The 21049-nt window shown below is 71.1% G+C and carries 20 protein-coding genes; 6 read left to right on the top strand and 14 right to left on the bottom strand.

Annotated elements, in window-relative coordinates:
- Nucleotides 1-11: 11 nt before the first annotated feature.
- The 3 genes from ACZ7CH_RS26180 to ACZ7CH_RS26190 all read right to left on the bottom strand — a co-directional run bounded on the left by ACZ7CH_RS26180 (nucleotide 12) and on the right by ACZ7CH_RS26190 (nucleotide 2696).
- A complete protein-coding gene (locus ACZ7CH_RS26180; protein ID WP_360395436.1) occupies nucleotides 12-815 on the bottom strand; it encodes an SAM-dependent methyltransferase in 804 nt (267 codons plus the stop codon).
- Nucleotides 816-872: 57 nt separating this feature from the next.
- A complete protein-coding gene (locus ACZ7CH_RS26185) occupies nucleotides 873-1628 on the bottom strand; it encodes a toll/interleukin-1 receptor domain-containing protein (protein ID WP_360395437.1) in 756 nt (251 codons plus the stop codon).
- Nucleotides 1629-1721: 93 nt separating this feature from the next.
- The gene (locus tag ACZ7CH_RS26190) at nucleotides 1722-2696 is read right to left on the bottom strand and encodes a helix-turn-helix transcriptional regulator (protein ID WP_470375153.1); all 975 of its coding nucleotides are present in this window, start codon (nucleotides 2694-2696) and stop codon (nucleotides 1722-1724) included.
- A gap of 61 nt (nucleotides 2697-2757) precedes the next feature.
- Here ACZ7CH_RS26190 and ACZ7CH_RS26195 point away from each other — a divergent pair, with 61 nt between their 5' ends.
- A complete protein-coding gene (locus tag ACZ7CH_RS26195) occupies nucleotides 2758-3231 on the top strand; it encodes a VOC family protein (RefSeq protein WP_470375154.1) in 474 nt (157 codons plus the stop codon).
- On the opposite strand, the gene ACZ7CH_RS26200 is transcribed toward ACZ7CH_RS26195, so the two are convergent.
- The 4 genes from ACZ7CH_RS26200 to ACZ7CH_RS26215 are packed head-to-tail and all read right to left on the bottom strand — an operon-like array spanning nucleotide 3215 to nucleotide 7105.
- Entirely contained in the window at nucleotides 3215-4588 is a 1374-nt protein-coding gene (locus tag ACZ7CH_RS26200; RefSeq protein WP_470375155.1) for an NAD(P)/FAD-dependent oxidoreductase, read from the bottom strand. The two genes, ACZ7CH_RS26195 and ACZ7CH_RS26200, sit on opposite strands and share 17 nt — an antisense overlap.
- Nucleotides 4589-5806: an MAB_1171c family putative transporter gene (locus tag ACZ7CH_RS26205; protein ID WP_360395443.1), complete on the bottom strand. Its 1218-nt coding sequence runs from the start codon at nucleotides 5804-5806 to the stop codon at nucleotides 4589-4591. It abuts the gene before it with no gap.
- Nucleotides 5793-6350 (bottom strand): hypothetical protein, encoded by a 558-nt coding sequence (locus ACZ7CH_RS26210; protein WP_360395444.1) that lies wholly within the window; start codon nucleotides 6348-6350, stop codon nucleotides 5793-5795. Before ACZ7CH_RS26210 ends, ACZ7CH_RS26205 begins: the two co-directional genes overlap by 14 nt.
- Before the next feature lie 47 nt (nucleotides 6351-6397).
- The gene (locus ACZ7CH_RS26215; RefSeq protein WP_458430462.1) at nucleotides 6398-7105 is read right to left on the bottom strand and encodes a hypothetical protein; all 708 of its coding nucleotides are present in this window, start codon (nucleotides 7103-7105) and stop codon (nucleotides 6398-6400) included.
- Between the two features lie 230 nt (nucleotides 7106-7335).
- Between ACZ7CH_RS26215 and ACZ7CH_RS26220 the strand changes: the two genes are divergently transcribed.
- Nucleotides 7336-8256 (top strand): GGDEF domain-containing protein, encoded by a 921-nt coding sequence (locus ACZ7CH_RS26220; RefSeq protein WP_470375156.1) that lies wholly within the window; start codon nucleotides 7336-7338, stop codon nucleotides 8254-8256.
- A 50-nt stretch (nucleotides 8257-8306) separates the two neighbouring features.
- Here ACZ7CH_RS26220 and ACZ7CH_RS26225 read toward each other — a convergent pair whose 3' ends face one another.
- Together ACZ7CH_RS26225 and ACZ7CH_RS26230 are read right to left on the bottom strand one after the other, a co-directional pair.
- Entirely contained in the window at nucleotides 8307-8939 is a 633-nt protein-coding gene (locus ACZ7CH_RS26225; protein ID WP_458430463.1) for a DsbA family protein, read from the bottom strand.
- Between the two features lie 34 nt (nucleotides 8940-8973).
- Nucleotides 8974-10227: a DUF2252 domain-containing protein gene (locus ACZ7CH_RS26230; RefSeq protein WP_470375192.1), complete on the bottom strand. Its 1254-nt coding sequence runs from the start codon at nucleotides 10225-10227 to the stop codon at nucleotides 8974-8976.
- Nucleotides 10228-10477: 250 nt separating this feature from the next.
- On the opposite strand from ACZ7CH_RS26230, the gene ACZ7CH_RS26235 reads away from it, so the two are divergent.
- Nucleotides 10478-10630, top strand: coding sequence for a hypothetical protein (locus ACZ7CH_RS26235; protein WP_458430464.1), 153 nt, complete (start codon nucleotides 10478-10480; stop codon nucleotides 10628-10630).
- Here the strand turns inward: ACZ7CH_RS26235 and ACZ7CH_RS26240 are convergent.
- The gene (locus ACZ7CH_RS26240; RefSeq protein ID WP_470375157.1) at nucleotides 10585-12636 is read right to left on the bottom strand and encodes an ArnT family glycosyltransferase; all 2052 of its coding nucleotides are present in this window, start codon (nucleotides 12634-12636) and stop codon (nucleotides 10585-10587) included. The genes ACZ7CH_RS26235 and ACZ7CH_RS26240 overlap by 46 nt on opposite strands.
- On the bottom strand, nucleotides 12633-13877 hold the full coding sequence (locus ACZ7CH_RS26245) for a glycosyltransferase (protein WP_360395459.1): 1245 nt from the start codon (nucleotides 13875-13877) through the stop codon (nucleotides 12633-12635). The genes ACZ7CH_RS26240 and ACZ7CH_RS26245 overlap by 4 nt, the downstream gene beginning before the upstream one ends.
- Before the next feature lie 152 nt (nucleotides 13878-14029).
- On the opposite strand from ACZ7CH_RS26245, the gene ACZ7CH_RS26250 reads away from it, so the two are divergent.
- Nucleotides 14030-14695, top strand: a complete 666-nt coding sequence (locus tag ACZ7CH_RS26250) for a response regulator transcription factor (RefSeq protein WP_360395461.1) — start codon at nucleotides 14030-14032, stop codon at nucleotides 14693-14695.
- 8 nt (nucleotides 14696-14703) lie between these two features.
- Nucleotides 14704-16038 carry a sensor histidine kinase gene (locus tag ACZ7CH_RS26255; RefSeq protein WP_470375158.1) on the top strand — a complete coding sequence of 445 codons (1335 nt, stop codon included), beginning with the start codon at nucleotides 14704-14706 and terminating at the stop codon, nucleotides 16036-16038.
- A gap of 614 nt (nucleotides 16039-16652) precedes the next feature.
- Here ACZ7CH_RS26255 and ACZ7CH_RS26260 read toward each other — a convergent pair.
- Nucleotides 16653-16907: a hypothetical protein gene (locus tag ACZ7CH_RS26260; RefSeq protein ID WP_470375159.1), complete on the bottom strand. Its 255-nt coding sequence runs from the start codon at nucleotides 16905-16907 to the stop codon at nucleotides 16653-16655.
- Between the two features lie 484 nt (nucleotides 16908-17391).
- On the opposite strand from ACZ7CH_RS26260, the gene ACZ7CH_RS26265 reads away from it, so the two are divergent.
- Nucleotides 17392-19452, top strand: a complete 2061-nt coding sequence (locus ACZ7CH_RS26265) for a tetratricopeptide repeat protein (RefSeq protein WP_470375160.1) — start codon at nucleotides 17392-17394, stop codon at nucleotides 19450-19452.
- On the opposite strand, the gene ACZ7CH_RS26270 is transcribed toward ACZ7CH_RS26265, so the two are convergent.
- On the bottom strand, nucleotides 19429-19668 hold the full coding sequence (locus ACZ7CH_RS26270) for a hypothetical protein (protein WP_470375161.1): 240 nt from the start codon (nucleotides 19666-19668) through the stop codon (nucleotides 19429-19431). The two genes, ACZ7CH_RS26265 and ACZ7CH_RS26270, sit on opposite strands and share 24 nt — an antisense overlap.
- Nucleotides 19668-20858: a hypothetical protein gene (locus tag ACZ7CH_RS26275; RefSeq protein WP_470375162.1), complete on the bottom strand. Its 1191-nt coding sequence runs from the start codon at nucleotides 20856-20858 to the stop codon at nucleotides 19668-19670. The genes ACZ7CH_RS26270 and ACZ7CH_RS26275 overlap by 1 nt, the downstream gene beginning before the upstream one ends.
- Nucleotides 20859-21049 lie beyond the last annotated feature (191 nt).

Here is a 21049-nt window from a genome sequence, read left to right on the forward strand (position 1 = left end):
CGTGGTGGTGCTCAGCGCTTGCGGGCGAGTCCCACGTAGACGTCCTCGGGGCCGCCTTCTCCGGCGGGGCCGAGCTCGGGGTGCCAGTGCGGTGCCGCGACGACGCCCGGTTCCAGGACCTCCATGCCCTCGAACATGGGGAGGAACTCGTCGCGCGAGCGGAAGTACATGGGGTCGCGGCTGTGCTGCATGGCCTCGACGACGGACCCCATCTCCTGCGGCTTGAAGTCGGCCGTGAGGTGCGATAAAGCGATGAGGCTGCCCTGCGGCATGGCGTCGCGATAACGCGCGACGACGTCGGCGGGACCCTTCTCGTCGGGCACGAAGTGCAGCACGGCCACCATCAGCAGGCCGACGGGCCGGGACAGGTCGATGAGGTCCTCCACGACCGGGTCGGACAGCACGTCCCGCGGGGAGCACATGTCGGCCTGCACGACGCCGGCGTTCGGGTTGCCCTCCAGGATCAGCTGGCTGTGCGAGACGGCGACCTCGTCGTAGTCGACGTAGACGACGCGCGCGTCCGGGTTCTCCTGCTGCACGATCTCGTGCACGTTGCCGACCGTCGGGATGCCCGAGCCCAGGTCCAGGAACTGCGTGATGCCCTGCTGCATCATCATCAGCACGGCCCGGCGCATGAACGACCGGTTCGACGCGGCGATGGCCCGGCCGTCGCGCAGCACGCCGAGGACCTTCTCGCCGACCACGCGGTCGGAGGCGAAGTTGTGGCCACCTCCCAGCAGGAAGTCGTAGACGCGCGCCGCGCTGGGCACGTCGGTGTTGATTCCTGCGGGCACCCACGAGAACGGCTCGGACATGACGGTCAACCTACCGGGTTGCATGCACGCGTGTGTGACCCCGGAACGGGTGAACCGCTACGGGAGCAAATGGCGGAACGCGGCGATGAGCAGCAGCCGTTGCTGGTCGACGTCGAGCGCGTCCTCGGGGCCCAGCCACTCGACCCTGATGCCGAGGTCGACCGCTGTCAGGTCCACTGTGGACTCATCCCGCGCGATCGGGCTGTCCTGGTGCAACAGCTGGTAGGAGAACCGGATCGCGACCGTGCCGTCGAAGCTGACCTGCTCCTCCGGCAGCCGCAAGGCGGTGTGCACGGCCCCGTGCAGGGCCTCGCCGGTCAGGTGCAGCGGCGCCATCACCACGTGCGTGATGCCGAGGTCGTGGCTGCGCACCGACACCGCGACCGTGGGCCCGTCCGCGACCGGTGGCCGCGGCTGCGGGAACACCGGCAACGCCGACTTGCGGTCCGACCGCCACGCCGTGACCAGCCGCTCGACCGCGTCCACCAGGTCCACGTGCTTGCGCGGCGTCAGCAACGGCAGCGGTTCCTCGTCCACGCGCACGATGAACAGGAACGCGCGGCGGCGGGTCAGCTCCGCCGCGAAGTCGGCGATCCAGGTGTCCGTGGCCCACTCGCGCGACGGCGTGTGGGACGACCACAGCAGGACGTAGTAGTCCGACGACGCGATCGCGTCGGGCACCGGTGCGTCGGTCAGCTCGGTGAGGGAGGTGGTGACGTTGCGGGCTTCCAGGCCGGCTTGCAGGGCGTCGGCGTGCTGGCGGTCCTTGTGGGCGTACGCCAGGAACACCTTCGGGTGGATGTCTAAGGGCACGGGAGTCACCGTTCTTCCGCTGTGCCTTGGGGGGTCTGCGGACAGTTGCCGTGGGTCGCAGGTTAACGATCCAGGTGCGGTTCAGATCGTTTGTCATGTTTCTGTCCTTGAACCGGCGCCTATCGAGTGGGTGATGCGGGCCGCCACCCTGCGCAGGTGGTCGACCAGCGCCCCCGGTCCGTGCACCGTGAAGTCGCAGTCCAGCAACGTCAACCGGAACGCCAGGTACTCGACGGTGTCCTCCCCGCTCTCCCACCGGCACGACGCCGCGTCGAGCGCCCGCAGCTCCCCGGCGGCGTCACCGAGGCGGGCCCGCGCCACCTCCACCGGCAACCGCAGCGTCGCGGAAGCCCGGTGCACCGGCACCGAGTCGTACATCCGTTGTGCCACGTACTCCACGGCGTCGCCGCCGGGTGCGGTGCGCGGGGTGGAACGGGCGCCGGTCGCGAGGGCCGACGTGATCCGGTCCAGGCGGAAGACGCGCCAGTCGGCGCGGTCGAGGTCGTGGGCGAGCAGGTACCAGCGGCGGCCGAGTGCGACGAGGCGGGTGGGTTCCACGTGGCGTTTCGAAGTCACGCCCTCGGTGGAGACGTAGGAGAAGCGCAGGCGTTCGCAGGCGTGTGCGGCGGCGGCGACCACGGTCAGCTGGGCGGGGTCGACCAGTGCGGTCGCGGCAACCGGCGAGGACGAGGTCGTGGCGGTCAGGGTCGCCACGCGGCGGGCCAGGCGCGGGGGCAGGACCTGGCGCAGTTTCGCGAGGGCGCGCAGGGAGGCGTCGGCGATGCCGGACACGGGCTGGCGGGCCGCGGTGTGCAGGCCCAGGGTGATGGCGACGGCCTCCTCGTCGTCGAGGAGCAGCGGGGGCATGGCCTGGCCGGCGACCAGGCGGTAGCCGCCGAGGGTGCCGAGGGTCGCCTCCACCGGGTAGCCGAGGTCGCGCAGGCGGTCGACGTCGCGGCGGATCGTGCGGCCGGTGACGCCGAGGCGGGTGGCGAGCTCGCTGCCCGGCCACTCGCGCGGGGTTTGCAGCAGGGACAACAGGCGCAGGAGCCGGGCGGCGTCGCTCATGCCGGAAACCTAGGCCAGAAGTAGGACCGATGTCGTCCTACATCGGCCATACGGTCGGGCCATGAACGTTGTGCCGGAGGGCTACCACACCGTCACGCCGTGGCTGATCACGCGCGGCCGCACGGTGGAGCTGATCGAGTTCGTCGTCGAGGTGTTCGGGGCGGTGGAGCTGGGGCGCGTCGGGCAGACCGGGGCGATCGGCCACGCCGAGGTGCGGATCGGGGACTCGGTGGTGATGATGTTCGACCATCCGGACTGGCCGGCCACACCGGGGTTCCTGCGGTTGTACGTCGCCGACGACGCGGCCGTTCTCCTGCGGGCGGTGGAGAACGGCGCGCGGGTGCTCACCGAGCCGACCGAGCTGTTCTGGGGCGACCGGGTGAGCAGGTTCGCCGACCCGTTCGGCAACCTGTGGTGGGTGCACCAGCGGGTCGCCGAACCGGCCCCGGACGAGCTGGACGCCAGGATGCGCGACCCGGAGTTCAGCAGGGCGATGGAGTACGTGCAGAGCCTGGACTTCACGCCGAGCCGGTGACGCGGGCGCGTTCCTCCGCGGTCAGCGTCGGGGCGGGGGCAGCGGTGCGCGGGCCGCGGAGGGTCGCCAGGAACACCCTGGGGCTCATCAGGTTCGTCATCGGGCCGGAGAGGGTGAACGCGTCGATGAACGCGCGGGTCACCGCCGGTTCGGAGGTCGCGGTGCGGACCAGGCGGTCGACGTAGCGCTGCAGGACGCGGCCCGCCAGCGGCAGCGGCTTGCCGATCGCGTCGGGGTAGAGGATGTCCTGGTTGGTGGCCATGGCCCAGGCGCCGTCGACGACCTTCGCGATGGCGCGCTGCACCTGCTGCGCGGTGGCACCGGAGCGCAGGCCCGCGTCGAGGGCCAGCGCGCTCTGCGCGGCGATCGACATGCCGTGGCCGTACACCGGGTTGTAGGTGGCGACCGAGTCGCCGAGCGCGAGCACGCCCGTGGGCCAGGACTTCAGGCGTTCGAAGAACAGGCGGCGGTTCGCGGTGCCGTGGGCGCCGTAGACCGGGGTCAGCGGCTCGGCGTCGGCGATGAGGTCGCCGACGACCGGGTTGCGGACCGAGCGGGCGAAGTCGACGAACCGCGACTCGTCGGTGGTGGGCTCGCCGCCGCGGGTGCCGGAGAGCGTCACGAGCCAGCGCCCGCCCTCGATCGGCAGCAGTGTCGCCGTGCAACCGGGGTGCGGGTCGCGCGGGTTGGCCTGCACGTTGACGATCGGGAAGTCCGTCGCGGCCGAGGCGGGGGCGCGGAACACGCGCGTGGCGTAGGCGAGACCGGAGTCGACCGTCTCCTGCGGCACCTCGGGCAGCCCGAAGTCCGCGAGCCACCGCGCGAGCTTCGAGGCGCGGCCGGTGGCGTCGAGGACGAGGTTCGCCTCCAGCGAGACGCGCTCGCGGGAGACGCGGTCCTCCACCAGCACCCCGGTCACGGCGTCGCCGTCACCCAGCAACGACACCGGTTCCGTGCCGGTCAGCACCGAGATCTTGTTGTCCCGCAACGCCTGGCTGCGCACGACCCAGTCGAGCAGGCTGCGGCTGCACGAGACGATGTACTGCATCTCCGGGAACCGCGGCACCCAGCCCTGCGCGCTCAGCGACACCAGCGCGTTGGGCACGCCGATGCGGTGCGCGCCGGCGGCGAGGAGCTCGTCCAGCGTGCCGGGCAGCAGCTCCTCGATCGCGCGGGCACCACCGGACATCAGCAGGTGTGCGTGCCGGGCCTGCGGCACGCCGGTGCGCGGCTCGGGGCCGTCCGGCAGCTGGTCCCGCTCGACCACGGTGACCTCGTCGTAGTGCTTGACGAGGACGGTCGCGGCGAGCATCCCGGCGAGTCCTCCGCCGAGGACCACGGCGTGTGTCGGTGCCATCTAGTCGTTTCCCCCTGCTGCGTGCACGCGGGCGGCGTCGGCCACCGCGGCGTCGACGATGGGCGAGTGCTGGAACGCGCGCGAGATGCGCACCCACCGGTCGTGTTCGGTCGAGAGGTCCGTCCCGTCGACGATCTCGGCGGCGGGACGGCGCTGAGGTGGCCTGCGACGGGCCTCGGTGGTGCCGGCGGCGCGCAGCTGGGCGGCCTCGACCACGGCGGCCAGCTCGTCGGCGGGCAGCTCGGCCGCGCGGGCCAGGGTGGTGGCCGACTCGCCCACGGACAGGTCGTAGTACGGCGTCAGCGCCCAGCGCCAGTCGTTCAGCTCGATGATCTGCCTGCGCACCCGGTGGTGCGGGTTCAGGAACTTGCCCGGCGCGACCAGCACGATGTGCGGGTTCACGTGCGCCAGCGACCGGTGCAGCGGCCGCAGCAGGAAGTACGTCCGCCACCGGCGCAGCCACAGCCGCGGCGACGGGCGGCGCGGCCCGAACACCGGCAACGCCATCGCGATCACCAGCGGGACGATGCTGAGCGCCGCCACCAGCGGTGCGGCCGTGCTCAGCACATCGAAGCTGCGCTCACCGGCCCAGTTCATCAGCAGCACGAACAGCTTGACCACAGCGAACGCCACCGGCCCCAGACCGGTGAGCGCGTACCAGCGCAGCCCCCGCGCGAGCCACGGCCGCGCCGAGATCGCCTCGTCACGCGCACCCTGCCAGCAGTGGTAGGCCTGCCCGCCGCAGCCGACCGCCGTGGCCACGAAGTAGATGAACAGGAACACCGCCACCGTCGGCTGCGTGGCGTAGAACGTGTCGAAGTCGACCTGGCGCTCGTCGCCGACCTCGGACTTGAAGAACAGCACCACCATCGCCGCGATGATCGTGCCGTAGCCGATGAGGATCAGCCGGACCCGTTGCCACGCCTGGACCGGTGGGCAACGCCAGTACAGCACCAACGCGAACGACGAGCCGGAGAACCCGACCACGAGCGAGTACACCAGCAGCGCCGCGAAGTTCGGCACGCCCGACACCCAGTTGATCCAGGTGATGTTCGCGGGCGCGGCGAAGAACACGGCGAACGCGGAGAACGACACCGTCGAGATCAGCGCGACGACCCTGGGGCTGCCCCAGTTCGAGCGCAGCGCCCGGATCTTGTAGGCGAGCAGGAGCAGACCGGTCAGACCGCTGGAGAGGTAGGCCAGGTCAAAGATCGCCACGACGCACCCAGCGGGATCGCCCCTCGAGCGACTCGGCGATCCGCCGCACGTGCGGAGCGGTGTCGGTGCCCGCCGTGTCCGCCCACACGTGGTGCTCGGTCAGGCGCTCCAGCAGGTGGTCGGCGAGGTTCTCGGCCTGGCGCTCCTCGTCCTCGGTGAGCGTGGTGCGCCCGGCGATGATCTGCGCCATCCGCGGCAGCAGGTTCGGGGCGAGCTTGCGCATGCCCTCGGCCTTGGTCAGCGCCACCGGCTCGTGCCGCAGCAACGCGTGCGCGAACTCGTGCAGCAGCACGTGCAGGCGGTGGTACCACGACGGCGAGTCGGCGCAGAGCACGAGGTACGTGCCGTTCTCCAGCAACGCCGTCGCGCCGCTCAGGCACGTCGTCCCGGTGATCTGCGCGAAGCGCACCTCGACCGGGCTCCCGAGCCGTTCGCCCATGAGCTCGCAGACCCGGCGGCTCGCGTCCCGGTGCGTCGCGTCAGGCGGCAGGTCGAGGTCGCGGGTGACCTCGTCGACGAGCTCGCGCAGCTTCCTGCGGTTCACCCGGCGCCTCCTCTCGTCCTCGGCAGCAGCGGTCCAGATTGCGATCTTCACGCGTTCTCGGGCGGGGTGCGGCGGCCCTTCATCGGGAACGTCCAGCCCTCGCCGACCTCCAGCGCCTGCCGGAACCCTTCTACCGCAGCGGCTCTGGCCTGCGGGGAGAGTTCACCCGTCCGCTCGGCCAGGCGGGTGACGAACTCGACCACGCCGAGCTCGCGCAACGCCAGGAAGTCGGTCAGCTCCGAGTCGACCTTCGCCGCGACGTCGTCGTCGAAGAAGTACGCGGGATCGGCGCCGAAGTGGTCGGCGAGCCCGAGGATGTGCTTGAGCCGCGGGTTCGCGCTGGCCTGGCTGAGCAGCTCGCGGATGTAGCTCGCGGAGATGCTGCCGTAGTGGCCGGCGCTGCTGATCGACGCCGCGACCTCCTCCGGCGACCACGGGCCGCGGTCGGGCGGGTGCACCGCCTCGAACAGCGTGCTCAGCGCGGTGGCGCGCCAGCCGGGGCGTTCACCGCGGTAGAGCTCGCGCCGTCCGCCCAGGAACACGGCGGGGTGCACGCCGAGCGCGCCGGCGAGGTCGACGACGGCCTGGCAGGTCGGGTTGTCCTTGACGCCGAGCCGCAGCTGCGAGATGTAGCCGTGCCCGATGTCCCCGCCGCGTTCCCTGACCGCCGCCGCGAGCGCCACGTTGGTCATCTTGCCGGGGTGGTTGGGCGGGTTGTTGCACAGCTCGTTGAGGACCTCGGCGAACGGCCTCACGCCACACCTCCGCTGGAGCGACCCTACGGCCGGCAATCATTCCACTGCTGTGGAACCTCGCGAGCATATGGCATCACAAGGGTTGAATCCAGCAGTGCGTAGCCCTATGCTCACAGTCCGCCGCTTCCACTGCTGTGTCGCGTTTGATCCGAACGACGTCACTTCAGTTGAACGTGGCAGCTGAGGCCAGTCAGGGCTGACGTCTGGGGGGACTGATGACGACGGCGCGGATGGGGCTGACTGTGAACGACGGTGCTGCTCGTTCCCTTGTCCTGCACGACGAGAGCGCTCCCTCGCGGTGCGGTTCCTGCGCTCAGCCGCTCGGTGCCTGGGCCACGGACCGCCTCACCGGCCTGCTCGGCCGCTGGGGCTGGGACGACCAGGCGCCCGCGTTGTACCGCAGGGCGCAGCGCCGCTGGGAGCAGGTCGCGCTGCTCATGATCGACCTCGACCGGTTCAAGAAGATCAACGACGACTACGGCCACCCGGCCGGAGACGTGGTGCTGAGCGACGTGGCGGGCGTGCTGACGACGCACACCCGCTCCGCGGACCTGGTCTGCCGGTACGGCGGCGACGAGTTCCTGGTCCTGCTGCCGCGCACCACACCGGGCGAGGCCGCCGTGGTCGCCGAGCGGATCCTGCGCGGCATCAGGGCGTTGCGGACCGACATCACCACGAACGACGGCTACGGCCTCACGCTGACCGGCCAGACCGCCTCGATCGGCGTCGGCGCGCACGTCCCCGACCCCGGTGCCACGGTGGTCGACCTGGTCCGCGAGGCCGACGCCGCACTGCAGCTCGCCAAGCGCGGCGGCCGGGCGCGCGTCCAGGTGCACGACCCCGGCTCGTTCGCGGAACGCCGCACGGACACCGCGGCGCTGCACCACCTGCTCGCGTTGCAGGAGCTGATGGGCAGCGACCTGCTGCCGCACGTGCTCGTGGAGCTGTCAGAGGGTCCGAAGGCGTTCGAGGAGCTCGTCGCCACGGCGGGGCCGACCGTGCACCGGACGTTGGAACGCCTGCAGGACAACGGTTTCGTGATCCGCCGGGCGGCGAGGTACGAGCTGACGGCCGCGGCACGCGAGTGGATGACCGACGTGCTGCCGGTCGTGGGGGCCTGGGCCGGGCGCCACCACGTGCACGTGAGCTGAACCGCCGCGCGAACCTCGGGGCGTCGAAGGCACAACATCTGGCACCCTGCTCAGCGGATGGCCGCGAGCCGTTCCTCGACCTCCTCGGCCGTCGCGTGCCCGCGGGCGAGCGCGTACCCGTTCGTCCCGTCGAGCGCGATCAGCGTCGGGTAGCCGCTGACGCCGAACCGCGCCGCGCGCACGAAGTCCGCCTCCGGCTGTGCGCTGTGGAACGCCGCGACCACCGCGTCGCCGTCGAGCCCGAAGTCGGTGGCGATCCCGCGGAACGTCTCCGGGTCGGACAGGCTCCTGCCGTCGTGGAAGAACGCCTGCTGCACCGCGATGGCCAGCTCAGCGGCCCGCTCCGGCGCGGCTTCGCGCACCGCGGCCACCCCGCGGGCGGCACCCTCGGAGTCCATCACGAACTCGCCCTCGTCGAGCAGCCGGTTGAACGCGTCGCCGAACCGCGCGCCCGTACGTGCGGTGACCTCCACGTTCGCGTCCTTGATGAACCCGAACTCGCGGATCGGCACGCGCCGCGACCCGGTGAACAGCCCACCGGAGACGACCTCCACCGGCAGGTCGGGGTGGCGTTCGGTGAGGGCGCGCAGCGTGCCGGAGAAGGCGTGCGACCAGCCGCAGTAGGCGTCGAAGACGTAGACGAGCTTCACGACCGGGTACAAGCGCCGGTCCGGCCAGGACATTCCCGCCGGACCTGTCGGCTCCGCACGGGACGGGTCAGGCGGTCGAGCCGACTCCCTTGATCCGGCCGTCCCGGAACGCGTCCACGAACAGCCGGTGGTCCTCCCGGGTCTGCTGCGCGTAGTCCAGCGCGAACGTCACGATCGACTCGGTGAGCTCGCGCTCGCGCGACCCGATGACCTCGGCGATGGCCTCCTCGCACTGGAAGTCCACCAGGGTCTGCTCGGAGTCCTCGTCGGCGACGCAGTGCATCTTGGCGGTGGCGCGGCCGAGGTAGTCGAGGACGGGCAGCATGTCGGCGGGCTCGGTGAGGTCGGACCAGTCGAGGTCGGCCTCGTACGGGGAGAGCTCGGCGACGACGTAGCCGACGCCGTCGATCTCGGTGTGGCCGAGCCACGGGTCGGCGTGGGCCTGCAGTGCGCGTTGGGAGACGGCGGTGCGGTGGCCGTGGTCGGTGAAGTACGCGCGGATGCGGTCGTCGGGGACGATGCGGCTCGGGGCGGCGACGTTGGCCTGCTTCATCGACAGCACCACGTCGTTCTCCAGCGCCTGGGTGCGGCCCTCGACGAGGATGTTGTAGGCGTGCAGGCCGGCGGAGCCGATGCCGAAACCGCTGCGGCCCACCACGTCCTTCACGGTGTAGGTGCGGCTGCTGGCGCGTTTGCCCTGCGGGATCGTGTCGAGGTAGGCGGCGTAGGCCTGTTCGACGGCGGCGCGGACCTCGTCGGACAGTTCGTGGGTGCCTTCGCGGTCACGGCGGAACGTCCGCTCGTAGTCGCGGATCGTGGTCTTCTCGCGCAGCAGGTCGATGCGGGTGGCGAGGCGGGCGCGCTGCAGGACGCGGTGCAGGGCGCCCTCCGTGCTGTCGAGGCCGAGGCTGAACAGCTCGTCGCCGGGTTTCTCGGCGAACGTGCGGACCTGCGTCACGTAGGCGGCCACGTAGGTGCCGATCAGCTCGGTGATCGCGCTGTCGGGCAACGCCTTGCGCCAGCCGAGCAACGCCATGGAGGCGGCGAAGCGGCGCAGGTCCCACGTGAACGAGCCGAGGTAGGCCTCGTCGAAGTCGTTGACGTCGAAGACGAGCGTGCCCTCGGAGTCCATGTAGGTGCCGAAGTTCTGCGCGTGCAGGTCGCCCTGGATCCAGATGCGGCCGGTGCGGTCGTCGGCCCACTCGTCCGGCAGCTCCGCCATGTCCGCGTAGAACAGGCAGGCGCTGCCGCGGTAGAACGCGAACGGTTCCGCCGCCATCTTGCGGAACTTGTGCCGGAACGCGGCCGGGTCGGCCGTCATCAGGTCGGTGAACGCCTCTTCGAGCACGCTCACGATGCGGTCGCCACGATCGGTCACGGCGGCACCCCCTTGTCTCCCGGCCGGCCGTGTCTCCCGTCCGGCAGGACGCACAGCCCACCACGCCGGTGCCCTCCGCGCACGGTGCGCGTGCAAATTTCGCCGGCCGTTCCACCGGAGTTGCCCCGAGCCGGGACGAACCGGGCAGGAATCGAGAAGCCGACGGCCCGCGCCGCCCCCTAGCGTCGCGGGCATGTGCTTCATGTTCGGTGCCAGCCAGGAGCAGATCCGGCACGCGCTCGGCCTCGCGGAGGCGGGCCCCGGCGAGGCCGAGCGGGACGAACCGGACGAAGGGACGGGCTACGCCTTGCACTCCAGCAACGTCTGCGCGGAGCTGCCGCCGTAGAGCGACGGATCGACGGCGGAGCAGTGCTGCGTGATCCACTCCTGGCGGCCGTTGTCCGTGCCGCCGGGACCGCGCATGCCCATGCCGCCCCCGTTGCCGAGCACGAACTTCAGCCTGCCCCCGCTCACCCAGGCCTGGAGCTGGTCGACCGACGGCGCGTCGTCCGAACCGGAGAACCCGCCCATGCCGATCACCACCTCGTCGGAGCCCATGATGAACGGCGCCGCCGCCTGCGCCGAGCCCGCGACGGCCAGGGTGATCGCGGCGCCACTGCTGTTCTCCTTGGCATAGGCCAGGATCTTGCGCTGTTCCTCGGTGAGCTCACGACTGCCGGGGCCGGGGCCGCGCATCTGCTGGCCGCGGTCAGCACGACCGTCAGGCGCCTGCCGGGTCCCGTTCGGCGGCATCTGGCCAGGCGTCTGCCCACCCGGCAGCTGGCCGGGAGCCTGCCCACCTGGCACCGGCCCGTCGCGGAAGAACTGCCCACCACCGTCAGCCGGTCCGGCCGCGGGCATCACCCCGTTGTCCGTCGCGGTCGCCGCCGTCGCGGTGGACCACACGGCCGGCACCAGCAGCACCGCCACCACCGCCGCGACCAGCCCGGCCCGGCGCAGTCCTGCCAGCAGCACGACGACCGCCACCGCGGCCACCCCGACGACCGCCCAGCGCGCCCACCCGTGCCACGACGTGTCCCGCGAGACCACCACGAACGCCCAGGCCGCCGTGAGCACGACCGAGACCGGCAGCAGGAACCGCACGACGCTCCTGGCCCGCCAGAACATCACCAGCCCCGCGGCGCTGATCGCGGCGACGGCCGGTGCCAGCATCGTCGTGTAGTACGGGTGGAAGATGCCCTGCGCGAAGCTGAACACCGCCATCGTCACGAGCAGCCAGCTGCCCCACAGGAACCAGCCCGCGCGCTCGGCCGCGTCACCCGGCACCTCGCGCCGCCGCCGCAGCACCCCGCCGGCGGCGACCGCGACCAGCACGAGCAGGCTCAACGGCAGCAGCCACGAGATCTGCCCGCCGACCGCGTTGTCGAACATGCGGGTGACGCCCGCCTGACCGCCGAACATCGCGCCGCCATCGGGACCGGCGACCTCCACCGCCGCCGGCGGCGTCCCGATCATCCGCTCGCCACCGCCACCGCCACCGCGGTTGCCGGAGCCGCCGAACACCCGGCCCAGGCCGTTGTAGCCGATGATCAGGTCCCACGCGCCGCCGTCGGTGGACCCGCCGATGTACGGCTTGGACCCCGGCCAGAACGCGTGCAGCGCCACCCACCAGAACGACGACACGACCAGCACCACCCCGGCGCCCAGGAGGTCGGCGACCCGCCGCTTCAGCGGTGAGCCCGTCGCCACCAGGTACGCCAGCGCGAAGCCCGGCACCACGATCCACGCCTGCAGCATCTTCGTCAGGAACCCGCAGCCGATGAAGAAGGCGCACCACAGCAACCACGTCGTTCGCACCCGGCTCTCGCCGGCCTGCACCGACCGCGTGAGCGCGTAGGCCGCCGCGACGAGCGTCAGCACCAGCAGCGTGTCCGGGTTGTTGTCGCGGTTGATCGCCACGGTGATCGGCGTCAGCGCGAAGATCAACGCCGCGAGCAGCGCCACGTGCTCGCCCGCCCACCGCCGGACCGTCCGGTGCAGCAGGAACACCGCCGCGACGCCCTCGACGACCTGCGGCAGCAGCACCGCCCAGCCGTGGAACCCGAAGAGCCACACGGAGACCGCCTGCGGCCACAGCGCCATCGGCGGCTTGTCGACGGTCACCACGCCGGCCGGGTCGAACGAGCCGAACAGGAAGTTCGTGAACGACGTCGACATCGACTTGGCTGCGGCCGCGTAGTAGGAGTTGCCCACCTGGCCCGCGCCGATCCGCCACGCGTACAGCGCACCGGCGGCCGCGCAGATCGCCGCGAGCGCCCAAGCAGGCCAGCGCGCCGGACGGGGGTCCGCGGGCGTGGCGGCGGGTGCGGCCACCTCGGCAGTGGCGGTCATGCTGGTTCCTTTCGGTCGTCCCGGCGGAACACCCAGCTCCGCAGCAGGAAGAAGCGTCCCGCCGTGCCGAGCGCCGACGAGCCGAGCAGCACCGCCAGCTCCAGCAGCCGGGACGGGTCGGGGGTGGCCGCGTGCAGCACGAGCAGCGCGGCCGACGTGAACGCGTAGTACAGGCCGAACACCACGAGGCCCTGCAGGTGCGTCCGGCCGCGGGCGGTGTTGCGGGCGGTGAACGTGAAGCGCCGGTTGGCCTCCGTGTTGACCAGGGTGGTGATCACGAGCGCCAGCAGGTTCGCCGTCAGCACCGGCCACCACGTGCGGAAGACGCCGTACAGCGCCAGGTTCGCGAGCGTGGAGACCACGCCGATCACCGCGAACGACAGCACCTGCCAGGACAGCCCGCCCTCGCTGCGGCTGAGCACCGCGTCGGGGTGGATCGCCCGCGGCTCCGGGCGCCGCGGCAGGTCCGGCACGCGCGCGGTGCCGTTGGCCTTGGCCCTCGCCACCCGGATGAGCCCCTTCACGTCGTCGAGCGCGGTGCCGAGCACGTCGACCCGGCTGTCCACGTCCTCGACCCAGTCCACCGGCACCTCGTGCACCCGCAAACCGTTGTGCTCGGCCAGGAGCAGCAGCTCGGTGTCGAAGAACCACGCGTCGTCGCCGGCCCGTTCGAGCAACGGCCGGACCACCTCCAGCCGTGCCGCCTTGAACCCGCACTGGGCGTCGCTGAACCGGGCGCCGTGCGTGAGCCGCACCAACGCGTTGTAGCCGCGCGACACGATCTCGCGCCGCGGCCCGCGCACGGTGCGCGAACCCGGTGCCAGCCGTGAGCCGATCGCGAGGTCGGAGTGGCCGTTGACCAGCGGCGCGACCAGCGGCAGCAGCCCGTCGAGACCGGTGGACAGGTCGACGTCCATGTAGACGACGACGGCCGCCTCACTCGCTCCCCACGCCTCCTTCAGCGCGCGTCCCCGGCCCTTGCGGTCGAGGTGGTGCACGCGCACCCGGTCGAACCGCGCGGCCAGGTCGTGCGCCGTGGCCAGGGTCGCGTCGGTGCTCGCGTTGTCGACGACCACGATCGACCAGTCGAACGGGAACTGCTCGCGCAGGAACCCGTGCAGCACCTCGACGCACCCCGGCAGCGCGCGTTCCTCGTTGTGGACGGGGATCATGATGTCCACGGTCGTCGTGGTCCTGTCGTCACGGCGCCGCACCGCGGCTGGCGCCCCGCTGACCGCCATCTGCTCTCCGTTCCACTGTGGACACGTTGCGTCGTTCCCGTTCCAGGGTTCTGGTGCGGTCGTGAGAACGTCCTTGGCTTCTGCTGAGAGGTTCGTGAGAGCCCGCGTGCTCACACAGCGGGCTCACAGGTCGCGGCCCTACCGTCACCGCCATGCGACTGCTGGTGGTGGACGACGACCCGGACGTGCGGGACAGCCTGCGGCGCAGCCTGGAGTTCGAGGGCTACGACGTCACCACGGCCGCGGACGGGGCGGAGGCGCTGCGCCGGCTGAGCGGGATCGACCTGGCGATCCTCGACCTGATGATGCCGAACGTCGACGGCTCGGAGGCGTGCCGCCGGTTGCGCGCGGCCGGCGAGCGGCTGCCGGTGCTGATGCTGACCGCACGTGACGCGTTGGGGGACAAGGTGACCGGGTTGGACGCCGGTGCCGACGACTACCTCGTCAAGCCGTTCGCGCTGGAGGAGCTGCTGGCCCGCGTGCGTGCGTTGCTCAAGCAGAACCGCCACCGCGCGGAGCCGTCGCTGCTGCAGTTCGCCGACCTGCGGATGGACCCGGTCGAACGCGCGGTCTGCCGCGGCGGCACCCGGCTCGACCTGACGCCGACCGAGTTCGACCTGCTCGCGGTGTTCCTCGCCGATCCGGGGCGGCTGCTCACCAAGCAGCACCTCAAGCACGCGGTGTGGGGCCACGACCAGGGCACCAACAACCTCGACGTGTACATCGGCTACCTGCGCCGCAAGACGGAGGCCGGTGGCCGGTCGCGGCTGCTGCACACCGTGCGCGGCCTGGGTTTCATCCTGCGCGAGTCGCTGTGAGGGGCCCGGTGCTGCTGCGGAGCCAGCTCGCGGTCATCACCGCGTGCGTGGTCGCGGTCGCGATAGCGGGCATCAGCGTCGTCACGTGGGTGGTCACCGAGCACAACCTGCGCTCCGAGCTCGACAAGTCGCTGGTGGCGAGCCTGCCGCCACCGGTGCGGCTCCCGCAGCGGCCGGGCGAGGTCCGGTTCTTCAAGCTGCGCTGCGACGAGGGCGTACCGGGCGAGGGGTTGCAGCAGGTGCTCCAGGGCATCCAGGAGCTCCGCCCGGACGGCACGAGCTGCGCACCGCCCGGCGTCGACCCGGTCGTCACGACCGCCGCCGACCTCCAGGCGCTGTCCACGACGTTCCGCGACGGCGTGACCCGGTCCGGCACGGCGGCGCGGGTGCTGCTGCAACCGCTGGACAACGGCACCGTCCTGGTGCTCAGCCGGAGCCTCGCCGAGATCGACAGCACCCTCACCACCCTGGCCGGTGTGCTTGCGAGCGTCGCCGTACTCGGTGCGTTGCTGGTCGCCGCAGGCGGTCTGTGGCTCACGAGGCGCGCGCTCGCACCGATGGAACGCCTCACGGAGACGGCCGAGCACATAGCCCGCACCGAGGACCTGACCACGCCGGTCACCGTCTCCGGCCAGGACGAGGTGGGCCGCCTGGGCCGGGCGTTCACCGCGATGACCACGGCGCTCGCCGAGTCCCGCCGCCGCCAGCGCGACCTGGTCAACGACGCCGCGCACGAGCTGCGCACGCCGTTGACGAGCCTGCGCACCAACATCGACCTGCTGGTCCGCGCCGAGCGCACCGGCCGCGAGCTGCCCGGCCGCGCTGAGGTGCTGGACCGGGTGCAGGCGCAGAGCCGCGAGTTCGGCGACCTGGTCAACGAGCTGGTGGTGCTCGCCCGCGACGAACGCGAGCTGGCGCGCGAACCGGTCGAGGTCTCCGGCGTCGTCGACCGGGCGGTCCGGCGCGCCCGCAGCCGGGCCCACGAGCACGTCTTCGACGTCGAACGCGCGGAGTGGTCGGTGCTCGGCGACGCGGCCGCGCTGGAGCGCAGCGTGCTGAACCTGCTGGACAACGCGGTGAAGTTCGCACCGGCCGGGTCCATGATCACCGTGCGGTCGCGGCCGGGCTGGCTCACGGTCACCGACGAGGGCCCCGGCCTGCCCGTGGAGCACCGGTCCGTCGCGTTCGAACGGTTCTGGCGCGCGCCCGACGCCCGGCGCCTGCCCGGTTCCGGCCTGGGACTCGCGATCGTGGCGGACATCGTCGCCGTGCACGGCGGATCGGTCCGGTTCGTGCCCAACGGCCGTGGCGCCTCGGTCCGCGTCGAGCTGCCGCCGTACTGACCGGTTGCGGTTGCACGGGCCCTGAAGTCAACATCACGAAGCACACCAGCACCAGGATCGCTCCGCACGCCACCCATGTCAGCGTTCTGATCCAGGTCACCGGCGCGAGCGCCCCGACGCCGAACACCGGCAACGGCAGCCCAGCGCGTAGCAGACCGCCGTCGCGAACGGCCGCCCCGCGCCGCTGAGCAGCAACGGCACCGCGGCGAGCGCCGTCAGCACGGTGAAGCCGAGTAGCCGTAGGTCAACCCGGCGTGCAACGCGGCGGTGATGTCCGCACCGTCCTTCGCACGCACGGCAAGGTCGGTCTCGTCCACGGTTTTGAGACCGACCACGGCCCGTGTACCTGCCGCAGCAGCAGTGGCCACCAACGACCAGCCCAGCAACCGTGCGCATCCACGCGTTTCCTGATGTCCACGCAGTCCAGTTTGTTGCCGCTACGGCGCGACGTGTGCGCGCAGGTGCACTCGGTCGGGTGTCAGTGCTGGTACGGGATCCGCACCATGGGCTCCACGGGCTCGCATTCCTCGTAGGGCAGGTGGGACAGCAGCATGTTCGTTAGCACGTCGACAGCCCGGGAGCGTCGTCCACGCCGTCGTTGTCGACCACCACTCCTACCAGCCGCCGCAGCGGCCACGACCCGACGACGGCCAGTTCCTTCGGCTGTCGTACGCCACGGCGCCGTCAACTTGAAGCGCCGGCAACAGGTCCTCGACCAACGTCTTGGACACCACCGGTTTCGAAGCGCCCGCGGTGACCGGCGTCAAGCGGCCGATGTCCGCCCGGTCGACCTTCTTCACCTGCGCCGCGTCGCCGCGCTGGTTGTCCCGGTCCAGCGCTGGCAACGTGTGGTCGTCGAGCGCCGCCACCTCCCGACAGACCGGTCCACGCTCCGGCCTGTCGGGTGTCGAGCGGACAGGCGGCGAAGGCCTACTCGCCGGTTGTCGGGATGTAGCGGGCAGGAGCAGCCTGATCGGGCTTGTCGGCCCTCCACTCACGTTGCACGGCAAGCCACACCTGTTCGGATCTGGCGGCGCCCACCGCTATCACGCCCTCGATCCCGTTGTCGGTCGTGGACGAGGCTTCGGCGAGTCGATGTTGGTCGGAGTGCACCACCGGGCGCCCGTTCGCTCAATCGGCCGAGTAACACCACTACCGGGCACCTGCGGCGGCTTGGACGTGGACCAACGGTGCAGGAATCCGGTGTGCTGTTGGTCATGCCGGGTGATTTTGCACAGCTTTGGGTGCAAAACGCCGTACGGTCGTCTTGTTGCACAGAGGCGAGTGCACAGCGGGGGTGCAATGGGCGCGGGCGTGCACAACGACGTGTCGGGTTCGGTTCATGGTGCCTCGGTGCAGGCGGGTGCTGTGCACGGCGACATCCACATCCACTCGGACTCTGCGGTGCCCGTCCCGCAGCAGCTGCTCCCGGCACCGGCCCACTTCACCGACCGCGCGTCAGACCTGGCTGAGCTCGACTCGATGCTGGTGCCGGGTCAGCGGATGCTCGCGGTGCTCGCTGGACCGGGCGGCATCGGCAAGACCGCGCTCGCGCTCCAGTGGGCGCACCGGGTGCACGACCGGTTCCCCGACGGGCAGATCTACGTGGACCTCGGTGGGTTCAGCGGCGAAGCTCCGATGCGCTCGGAAGAGGCACTCGGGTTGTTCCTGCGCAGCCTCGGTGTCGCACCGCAACGCGTCCCCGCCGAACTCGCCGAGCAGGCAGCGCTGTACCGCTCGCTCACGGCGGGCCAGTCGCTCCTGGTGGTTCTGGACAACGCTCTCGCCGCGACGCAGGTGCGCCCACTGCTGCCGAACTCGTCGTCCAGCGCCGTCGTGGTGACGAGCCGCACCCGCCTGACCGACCTGGTCGTCGACGGAGGCCGGTTGCTGGACATCCGCCCGCTGGCGGCGTCGTCGGCGGTGACGTTGCTGGCGAAGACGTTGGGCGGCAACCGGATCGCTGAGGAACAGGACCGCGCGGAGGCGTTGGTCGACCTGTGTGGCGGTCTGCCGATCGCGGTGCGGGTAGCAGCGGCACGCCTCGTCGCGCGGCCGAAGTGGCCGGTGGGGCGCGTCGTCTCCGAACTGGCCGATGAACAACTGCGGCTGGCCGTGCTGTCACCGTCACAGGAGCTCTCCGTGCAGACGACGTTCGACCTGTCCTACCGCGCCCTGGGCGAGCAGACCGCCGTCGTCTACCGCCGGCTCGCGTTGCACCCCGGCCAGACGTTCTGCCCGGCCGTCGCGGCGTCTTTGCTCGGTGAGGGACTTGCCGAGGCCCGCCACCTCATCGAGGAACTGGTCGACAGCAGCCTGCTTGAAGAGGTCGCAGAGGACCGCTACCGGTTCCACGACCTGTTGAAGCTCCACGCCAGGCAACAGGCCGACAAGCAGGATGACCAGGAGACCAGGGACTCCGCGCTGCGGCACATGCTCGAGTGGTACCTGGCGGGTGCGATGGCCGCCGATGAGGTCGTGACGCCGCACCGGCGCCGGCTCGACTACGCCTTTCGCACCGACCCGACCGAGCAGCCCCGTTTCGCGGATCGCGAAGAAGCTCTCTCCTGGCTGGATCTGGAACGCGCGAACCTCATCACCGCGGGGCAGGCGAGCCTGGCCAGGGAGTGGCCGGACCTCGCCTGGCACCTTTCGGACGTCATGTGGCCGCTCTTGTTGCACCGCAAGCACTACCACGACAGGGTCGAGATCGACCTGCGCGGTGTGGAGGCGGCTCGCCGGTGGGGGAACGCGTTCGCCGAGGCGGACATGCTGAAGCGGCTCGGCCGCGTCTGCACGACGCTCGGCAGGCACGACGAGGCGGAGGAGCACCTGCGCGCTTCGGCGGAGCTGGCGGCTGCCAGTGACGACCGGCGGGGCGTTGCCGATGCGCGCGAGGGATTGGCGTTGCTCTACGCGGACACCGGCCGAGTGGCCGAAGCAGTCGCGGAGTTCACGGAACTGGTGGAGCTCAACCGCACGTTGAACGCGGACCGGAGCCTCGCGCTGAGCTTGATCCACCTCGGTACGGCGCTGAGCCGCGTCGATCGCAACGCCGAGGCGCTCAAGCACCTGTACGAGGCCAAGGCCATCTTCGACCAGCTGTCCGAGCCCGACCCGTACAACGGCGCGCGTGCGCTCGTGGCACAGGCGTCGGTGCACTGCCGCGGGCAGGACTTCGTGCGCGCGGGTGAAGTCGCCGAAGAGGCGCTGGCGATGATGCGCCACGTCGGTTCGCACGACGGGCTCGCCCACGCACACGAGGTGATCGCGGAAGTCGCGCGGCACCGTGGTGACCACGCCGGGGCGGTGGACCACCTGCGACAGGCGGTCCACCTGCTCACCTCCCTCGGCTCCTCCAGGGCGAGGACCGTGTCCGACCGCCTGCGTTCATGGGTCGGCGACGACTCGTAACCGACCGCACGGCGTTTCCGCCGCGGCGCAGCGGTGTCGCACGCACCACACCGGCAAACCGTTGCGGACGAGCAAGTTCAGGTTGAGGCCGGAGGTGCACCACGTGTGCAGCGAGATCGTCACCGACTCGACGAGCTCGTCCCACGTCAGGCAGTCCGACAGCGGTTCGTCGAGGGACAAGTCCAGAGCCCGGCCGTCTCCGGCCACCGCCGTCATCACCGGTACTCCTCAGGGGTGGCCGTCACCGGCGTCGGCGCGCGGTGCCTGCCCGGCACCGGAACGCCCAAGAGCCGGTACATGGCCTCTCTGATCAGTGCGGTCGAGCGGCCCGGCTGCGACGTCAACCTTTCCACGACCCCGTACCGCAGCCGCTCCGACCGCACCCGCGCCTCGCCGAACATGGTGAGCAGCGACGACTCGTGGTCGTAGATCACGGCGTCGCGCCGCAGGAAGTCCTGCGGCGATCCACTCGCGGTCACGGACTGGAGTCCCGGATCGACCAAGACGACCGGCGTCCCGATCGCCGAGGCGTACACGGCGACCGAACCGTGGTCGCCGATGACGACGTCGGCGGCCACGACAGCGGCCCGCCAGTCGACGTCCGGGCCGATCACGACGAGCCCGGCGTCCACGCAGTCGGCGAGCCAGGACCTGATCTGGCGTGGCGCGTGACCGAACCACACGGCCGGGTGCATGAGCGCGGCGATGCGGTACCGCGACGGCAGTTCCTCCACCAAGCGGGGAAACAGGTCAGGAGACCGCCCGAACAGGGACTGCCCTCCCCAGGTCGAGCTGACCATGACGAGGTGCTGCTCCGCCCGGACGCCGAGGTCCACCCGGTAGCGGTCGCGCTGCGGCAGACTGGCGACCATCCGGTCGTAACCTGGATCGCCCGCAACGACAGCGGCGCCGACGGCCGGCGGGCACTGGTCGCGAAGCACCTCCACCTGGTTCTCGTGCGACAGCACGATGGCGTCGGCCAGAACCCTGCCGTTGTGGAGCAGCCGCTGGGCGTCCAAGCCGTAGACGGCGGACGTACCCGAGTGTGTCTTGCCGAAGCCCGCACCGTGCGCCACAACGAGCAGCGGCGCGTGCAGCTGCGGGAGCCCTCCGTATCCGGCGGCGACGGCGAGGTCGAACCGTTCGCGGACCACCTGCTCCCACGGCAGCACAAGCCCGCCGGTGCTGCGCAGGAAGTCGTCGACACCGTTGCTGAACACGTCCGGTGCCTGCGTGAAGACCACCTGCACCCTGGCATCCCGCTCCACCAGTTCCACCACCTCCAGCAACCTCTGCCCGCTGGTGACCGTGTGCACGACCACCAGCACGTTCAACAGGTCGCGCCGCGTCACCCACTGGGGCGCGTCGAGCCCGACCGGCACCCGTAACCACTCCGCACGTGTCACGAAATTCCCCCTTGGCCAGCAACCATCCCCATGGCACCAAGGATGCGGGCCGCCCTTGTTCACCGACTTGCTGTGAACTTGCCTCCTCCATATGCCTGGTTCACGCCTCACCGATTCGGAGCAATTGAGAACATTCGGCCTGCTGAAAATGCTGTGCAAAGGGCACACTGGAACCCTGGTGTGCAAGAAGG

This window comes from Lentzea sp. NPDC037011 (assembly GCF_055607425.1).

Coding starts and splice junctions, on each gene's coding strand:
- ACZ7CH_RS26180 (WP_360395436.1), bottom strand. CDS start 815: ATGTCCGAGCCGTTCTCGTGGGTGCCCGCAGGAATCAACACCGACGTG.
- ACZ7CH_RS26190 (WP_470375153.1), bottom strand. CDS start 2,696: ATGAGCGACGCCGCCCGGCTCCTGCGCCTGTTGTCCCTGCTGCAAACC.
- ACZ7CH_RS26195 (WP_470375154.1), top strand. CDS start 2,758: ATGAACGTTGTGCCGGAGGGCTACCACACCGTCACGCCGTGGCTGATC.
- ACZ7CH_RS26200 (WP_470375155.1), bottom strand. CDS start 4,588: ATGGCACCGACACACGCCGTGGTCCTCGGCGGAGGACTCGCCGGGATG.
- ACZ7CH_RS26220 (WP_470375156.1), top strand. CDS start 7,336: ATGGGGCTGACTGTGAACGACGGTGCTGCTCGTTCCCTTGTCCTGCAC.
- ACZ7CH_RS26225 (WP_458430463.1), bottom strand. CDS start 8,939: ATGTCCTGGCCGGACCGGCGCTTGTACCCGGTCGTGAAGCTCGTCTAC.
- ACZ7CH_RS26230 (WP_470375192.1), bottom strand. CDS start 10,227: ATGACGGCCGACCCGGCCGCGTTCCGGCACAAGTTCCGCAAGATGGCG.
- ACZ7CH_RS26235 (WP_458430464.1), top strand. CDS start 10,478: ATGTGCTTCATGTTCGGTGCCAGCCAGGAGCAGATCCGGCACGCGCTC.
- ACZ7CH_RS26240 (WP_470375157.1), bottom strand. CDS start 12,636: ATGACCGCCACTGCCGAGGTGGCCGCACCCGCCGCCACGCCCGCGGAC.
- ACZ7CH_RS26245 (WP_360395459.1), bottom strand. CDS start 13,877: ATGGCGGTCAGCGGGGCGCCAGCCGCGGTGCGGCGCCGTGACGACAGG.
- ACZ7CH_RS26250 (WP_360395461.1), top strand. CDS start 14,030: ATGCGACTGCTGGTGGTGGACGACGACCCGGACGTGCGGGACAGCCTG.
- ACZ7CH_RS26270 (WP_470375161.1), bottom strand. CDS start 19,668: ATGACGGCGGTGGCCGGAGACGGCCGGGCTCTGGACTTGTCCCTCGAC.